Here is a 6,016-nt window from a genome sequence, read left to right as displayed (position 1 = left end):
ATCGAATACAGTACCAACCAGTACGAGATACTGGACAACGCTGATGCCCTGACCGTCATCACCGACTGGCATGAATACCGTAACCCCGACTTTGAGCGGATCAAAGCAGCTCTGAAACAGCCGTTGATTGTGGACGGCAGAAATCTTTACAAACCAAACCGGATGAAAGAAAACGGCATCCGTTACATCCCACTGGGACGGGCTGGCAACGGCATTCAGGAAGGAGGTAACTGATGCGTATTCTGGTCACCGGCGGCGCAGGCTTTTTGGGTAGTCACCTCTGTGAACGGCTGTTAAATGAAGGTAACGACGTCATCTGCCTGGACAACCTGTTCACCGGCAGTAAAGACAACATCATCCAGCTGATGGATAATCACCGCTTTGAGCTGATTCGCCACGACATCGTGGAGCCGATCCTGCTTGAGGTGGACCGGATCTACAATCTGGCCTGCCCTGCCTCACCGGTTCACTACCAGTACAATCCGGTCAAGACCGTCAAGACCAGTGTGATGGGGATGATCAACATGTTGGGTATGGCCAAACGGGTCAAGGCCCGCATCCTGCAGGCATCAACGTCAGAGGTCTACGGCGACCCCCAGATACACCCCCAGAAGGAAGACTACTGGGGCAATGTCAACCCGATCGGTATCCGCAGCTGCTATGATGAAGGTAAGCGGGTAGCCGAAACCCTGATGATGGACTACCATCGCCAAAACAAGGTTGATATCCGCATCATCAGGATTTTCAACACCTACGGTCCCCGAATGGCAGAAAATGACGGCCGGGTGGTATCTAACTTCATGCTGCAGGCTCTGAGAAACGAAGAGATCACCGTCTTTGGCGAAGGCAAGCAGACCCGTTCTTTCTGTTATGTCAGTGACCTGATTGACGGCATGATCAAGATGATGGAAAACGAGCAGGATTTTATCGGTCCGGTCAACCTGGGCAACCCGGTTGAAAACAGCATCCTTGAATTTGCTGAAAAAATCATTACAATAACCGGCTCTAAATCAAAGATTATTAACAAACCGCTGCCACAGGATGATCCGAAACAACGCAGACCGGATATCACCCTGGCGCAGCAGAAACTTGGCTGGCAACCGGTTGTAGATCTGGAAACAGGACTGAAAACTACAGCTGACTATTTTGCCGCACGTTGTAACAGGGGCTGATATGACCGGAATCCGTATTACACGCCGCACCTGGCTGATCCCGGCAGCCTGCCTCACCTTTATCCTGTTTTTTACGGTATTTGGCGAGCGCGGTCTGTTACGGATTTATGAGATGAGACAGGAAAAGCAGCGCATTGAACGTACCGTAGCTGATCTGCGCGTAGAAAACCAGAAGCTACGCCTGTCAATAGAGGCGCTGCATAGCGACCGACATCAACTGGAGCGGATTGCCCGCAAAGAGCTGGGGCTGGTTCGCCCCAATGAAGTTATCTATCAGTTTCCACCTTCCGGGAGCAAGTGAGGCCCAAACCTATGCAGCGACAAAATTGTGTTATCTGCGCCTGGCGTGCAACCTGTGCAAAACGTTTTTCCGTCTCGGATGGCGGCGCCCGTTGTCCTGATTTCTCACGGGATATCACCATAAAAGACCAGGATGATGCAGCCCCATCTACGACCAACGATTCATCCAAGGAAGCTCCTCAACAATGATCCGTCAGAAACTTGCTGAACTGGTATCTCAAGCCCTTGTAACGGCTCGCACTGCAGGCACCCTCTGTTCTGAAAACTTCCCTGCTGTTGTTATCGGCACCCCTGCCCAGGAGGCCCACGGTGATTTTGCCTGCAACATCGCCATGCAGCTGGCAAAACCGGAACGCAAATCACCCCGCCAGGTAGCTGAAACGGTACTGTTACACCTACAGGATGCAGACGGGTTGATTCGCCGTGCAGAAATAGCCGGGCCTGGGTTCATCAACTTTTTTATTGCACCGTCAGCCTGGCAACAGTGCCTGCCACTAATTGAACTGGCTGGCACGGGCTACGGCAACACAGACAGCGGTGCCGGTCATAAGGCACAGGTTGAGTTTGTCAGTGCCAACCCCACCGGTCCGCTCCATATCGGCCACGGTCGTGGTGCCGCCATCGGCGATGTACTCTGCCGCCTGCTATCTGCAACCGGCTGGCAGGTAACCCGTGAATTTTACTACAACGATGCCGGTGCCCAGATCAGCAATCTGGCCCTGTCTGTCCAGGCCCGCTGCCTCGGGATCGAAACCGATGACCCGCGCTGGCCTGCCGATGGCTATCAGGGCGACTACATCAAAGAAGTTGCCACTGCCTATCTGGCTCAAGAAACTGTCTCTGCGGGCGATCAGCAGGTTACTGCCAGCGGAGATCCCGATGATCTGGATGCCATCAGACGTTTTGCAGTTGCAGCCCTGCGGCGGGAGCAGGATCAAGACCTGCAGGCCTTTGATGTCTGCTTTGATCGCTACTTTCTTGAATCAAGCCTCTACGCTGATGGCAAGGTTGAAGCTGCAGTACAAAAAATGATTGCCAATGGACACACCTACGAGCAGGAAGGAGCGCTCTGGCTGCGCACCACCGACTTTGGCGACGACAAAGACAGGGTCATGCGAAAAACCGATGGCGGCTACACCTACTTTGTGCCTGATGTAGCCTACCATCTGGACAAATGGCAGCGTGGCTTTCTGCGGGTTGTCAACGAGCAGGGGGCTGACCACCACAGCACCATCACCAGGGTCAGGGCTGGGCTGCAGGCTTTGGATATCGGTATCCCCAAAGGCTGGCCGGAATACGTCCTGCATCAGATGGTTACAGTCATGCGGGGTGGTGAAGAGGTCAAGATATCCAAGCGGGCAGGCAGCTATGTTACTTTGCGAGATCTGATTGATGAGGTGGGGCGTGATGCGACACGCTTCTTCTTTGTCATGCGCAAGCCTGACTCCCAACTGGTCTTCGACATTGATCTTGCCAAACAACAGTCATTGGATAATCCGGTCTACTACATCCAGTATGCCCATGCCCGCATCTGCAGCATATTTGAGAACGCAGCTGAAAAGGGTATTATTCTGCCTGATCAGACACCAGCTTCAGATATACTTTCTCTGCTTGAAACCTCTGAGGAACTGCGCCTGATCAAATGGCTTGAAAGCCTGCCGGAAACCGTTGACGACGCCGCCCAGGAGTTTGAACCACACAAAATCGCCTACTACCTGACAGAACTGGCAGGACAGTTCCATAGCTATTACAACAAGACCAAGGTGGTTACTGAAGACACCACACTGAGCATTGCACGCCTGTACCTGTTGGCCCGCACCAGACAGGTGATTCAGAATGCATTGTCCCTGCTGGGCGTTTCAGCACCTGAAAAAATGTAGGGGGACATCCATGCGGATCGACTATAGCGAGCCACGCCAATCCTCTGGTTCCAGCAGCTCAAGCATGAGCAGCAGTCCACGCAAGGCCGACAGCTCATCCTCCAGCAACCTGTTACTGTTTGGTATTCTGGCCAGCTTCATTTTTTTTACCGGCTTTGGTACTGGCTGGTTTTTTTCACAGAAGGCAGCGAAAAAGGCCTTCAGAGCTGCCATGGAACAACAAAGCCTTGAGTCCGCCGTTAAAGACGGGAAAAAGACTGCAGATCAACCTTCACAACAACCAGCTCAGGCCAGCGCAACACCGCCAACGGCAACAACAGGACAACCTGCTCAACAGGCAGCACCCACCGGGCAGGTACCGCTCTCTTTCTTTGAAAGTCTGCCCAAGGGCCAGAAGCAGACCGTGCTTGGCAGCGGCCTAAATGAGAAGCCAAAACCGGCAGCAGCTTCGCCTGCTCCTCAACCGCCTCAAACAACTGCAGCAGCAACCAAGTCGTCAGACACTAAAGCTGCAAATTCCGGTTTCCTGGTGCAAGTTGCAGCCTTTGCCAACACAAAAGAGGCTGAAAGCACAAAGGCTAAGCTTGCCGCAAAGGGCTACAGTGCCTCTATTTCAGAAACAAATCTTAACGGTAAAGGCACTTGGTACCGCGTCCGTATCGGACGCCATCTCGATAAAGAGGCTGCTTCAGAGATTGCCGGTCGAGTAGGTGGCGGAGCAAAAGTACTGCCTGATCAGGAATAAGTAAGTTTTATATTGACTTCACCTTGCCGTTCCTGCTATAAGTTCAATTCCTCACGTCGCGGGGTGGAGCAGTCTGGTAGCTCGTCGGGCTCATAACCCGAAGGTCACAGGTTCAAATCCTGTCCCCGCAACCAAATTACCAACCGCCTCTTTGGTTTACCGAAGAGGCGTTTTCAAATGGCTGCTTAGCTCAGCTGGCTAGAGCATACGCTTCATACGTGTGAGGTCCGGGGTTCGAGTCCCTGAGCAGCCACCAACACATAATCCGGTACAGTCCGGCGCAGTTCATAAAGCCCTGAGAAATCAGGGCTTTTCTTTTTGTTCTTGTCCAACGCAATCCATATCGGTATGCTGGTATCCATGTTTTTTGGTGGTATATTTACAGGCCATATACCACCAAGGCAAAATGGATACCACCAAAAACGAGGTGAAAGCCCATGCCCAAACGGATTGCGCCCCTCTCTGATACCCAGATAAGCAAAGCCAAACCCAAAGAAAAAGACTACAAGCTGTCAGACGGTGGCGGCCTGTTCCTGCTGGTAACTACCACCGGCGGCAAATTGTGGCGCTTCCAATACCGTTTTGGTGGTAGACAGAAGCTGCTGGCGTTGGGGGTATACCATCAAATTTCCCTGGCTGAAGCACGAGACCGCCGGGAAGATGCCAAGAGGCTGCTGGCAAACGGCGTTGATCCTTCAGATGTGAAGAAGGCCCAAAAGCAGGCCGGTGGAGATCGGGCAGCCGACAGCTTCGAGGTAATAGCACGGGAATGGTACAGCGCCTATCAGCACCAATGGACACCCGGCCATGAAACTAAGCTGCTTAGCCGGATGGAAAAAGAAATATTCCCCTTCATCGGGGCAATGCCGATTGAAGAAATTAAGGCACCGGACGTGCTGAAGGTACTGAAGCGGATTGAATCACGGGGGGTACTGGAAACAGCCCACCGCGTAAAAACTATTATCAGTCAAGTGCTACGGTATGCCATAGCCCACGGACGGCGGGCAGATCGTGACTGTACGGCGGACCTAAAAGGCGCACTACCCCCAGCCAGTGCAAAACACTTCGGCGCACTGACAGACCCGAAAGACGTTGCCGCCCTCCTGCGGGCAATGGATAGCTTTAGCGGCTCTTTTGTCGTCAAGTGTGCTCTACAGCTTGCCCCTCTCCTGTTTTGTCGCCCTGGCGAACTGCGGGGCATGGAGTGGACAGAGCTTAACCTTGACGCTGCTGAATGGAACATCCCCATAGAACGGATGAAGCTTAAGGCCCAAACCAAGCTCGACCGCAAGGGGCAGATTCACCTTGTTCCCCTATCCCCTCAAGCCGTCCAGATCCTTCGAGAGCTTCACCCCTTGACCTGTCACAGTAAATATGTATTCCCCTCGCACAGGTCCCCGTTACGTCCGATGAGTGAAAATGCCATTACAGCAGCCCTGCGGCGACTAGGGTACACCGGTGGGGAAATGACCGGCCACGGGTTCCGCGCCACCGCCCGCACTATCTTGGATGAAGTCTTAGGCTTCCGGCCCGACATTATTGAGCATCAGCTTGCCCACGCTGTACGGGATGCTAACGGCAGGGCTTATAATCGCACGTCGTTTCTTGATGATCGGCGTAAGATGATGCAGCACTGGGCTGATTATCTTGACAGCCTCAAGGTGGGGGCAAAAGTTATCCCATTGCTAAAGACGGCCTGAATGTTTTCTGAGATAGGGGGGATGGGGGGGAATTTTTTATGCCCCCTGTCTGGGATTGTATCCTTTTCGTTATACACTTGAAAAAATCTTAATCTGGTGAGCCTCTTGCAAAAGTGTATGCGAGAAGTTGAATGTAGTTAATTTTGCTACATAAAAGTCGAGCTTCAAAGATAGCCATCTGATATTATTGGTTTACGAGACAAACAATAACAGAGGTGT

Annotated in this window: 7 protein-coding genes and 2 tRNA genes; all 9 read left to right on the top strand. The window is 52.7% G+C overall.

Going from position 1 to position 6,016, the window contains the following annotated elements:
- The coding region (locus tag OEL57_RS13280; RefSeq protein ID WP_300741065.1) for a UDP binding domain-containing protein at window positions 1-234 on the top strand (234 nt) is incomplete at its 5' end.
- Entirely contained in the window at window positions 234-1,172 is a 939-nt protein-coding gene (locus OEL57_RS13275) for a UDP-glucuronic acid decarboxylase family protein (protein WP_300741064.1), read from the top strand. The genes OEL57_RS13280 and OEL57_RS13275, both read left to right, overlap by 1 nt.
- A gap of 1 nt (window position 1,173) precedes the next feature.
- A complete protein-coding gene (locus OEL57_RS13270) occupies window positions 1,174-1,473 on the top strand; it encodes an FtsB family cell division protein (protein WP_300741063.1) in 300 nt (99 codons plus the stop codon).
- A gap of 11 nt (window positions 1,474-1,484) precedes the next feature.
- Window positions 1,485-1,661 carry a hypothetical protein gene (locus OEL57_RS13265; protein ID WP_300741062.1) on the top strand — a complete coding sequence of 59 codons (177 nt, stop codon included), beginning with the start codon at window positions 1,485-1,487 and terminating at the stop codon, window positions 1,659-1,661.
- Window positions 1,661-3,352, top strand: coding sequence for an arginine--tRNA ligase (gene argS / locus OEL57_RS13260; protein ID WP_414718523.1), 1,692 nt, complete (start codon window positions 1,661-1,663; stop codon window positions 3,350-3,352). Before OEL57_RS13265 ends, argS begins: the two co-directional genes overlap by 1 nt.
- Window positions 3,353-3,362: 10 nt before the next feature.
- Entirely contained in the window at window positions 3,363-4,097 is a 735-nt protein-coding gene (locus OEL57_RS13255; RefSeq protein WP_300741059.1) for an SPOR domain-containing protein, read from the top strand.
- 57 nt (window positions 4,098-4,154) lie between these two features.
- Window positions 4,155-4,231, top strand: a tRNA-Met gene (locus OEL57_RS13250).
- Window positions 4,232-4,276: 45 nt separating this feature from the next.
- Window positions 4,277-4,353 (top strand) — tRNA-Met (locus OEL57_RS13245).
- A gap of 181 nt (window positions 4,354-4,534) precedes the next feature.
- Window positions 4,535-5,797 carry a tyrosine-type recombinase/integrase gene (locus OEL57_RS13240; RefSeq protein ID WP_300741057.1) on the top strand — a complete coding sequence of 421 codons (1,263 nt, stop codon included), beginning with the start codon at window positions 4,535-4,537 and terminating at the stop codon, window positions 5,795-5,797.
- Window positions 5,798-6,016 lie beyond the last annotated feature (219 nt).

This window comes from Trichlorobacter sp. (assembly GCF_030247655.1).
In the GTDB taxonomy this organism is placed as follows: Bacteria; Desulfobacterota; Desulfuromonadia; order Geobacterales; family Pseudopelobacteraceae; genus Trichlorobacter.
This window is presented reverse-complemented; position numbering and strand designations above follow the sequence as displayed.

What these genes read in the sequence shown, in the direction of transcription:
- OEL57_RS13275 (WP_300741064.1), top strand. Translation starts at nt 234, where the DNA reads ATGCGTATTCTGGTCACCGGCGGCGCAGGCTTTTTGGGTAGTCACCTC.
- OEL57_RS13255 (WP_300741059.1), top strand. Translation starts at nt 3,363, where the DNA reads ATGCGGATCGACTATAGCGAGCCACGCCAATCCTCTGGTTCCAGCAGC.
- OEL57_RS13270 (WP_300741063.1), top strand. Translation starts at nt 1,174, where the DNA reads ATGACCGGAATCCGTATTACACGCCGCACCTGGCTGATCCCGGCAGCC.
- OEL57_RS13240 (WP_300741057.1), top strand. Translation starts at nt 4,535, where the DNA reads ATGCCCAAACGGATTGCGCCCCTCTCTGATACCCAGATAAGCAAAGCC.
- OEL57_RS13265 (WP_300741062.1), top strand. Translation starts at nt 1,485, where the DNA reads ATGCAGCGACAAAATTGTGTTATCTGCGCCTGGCGTGCAACCTGTGCA.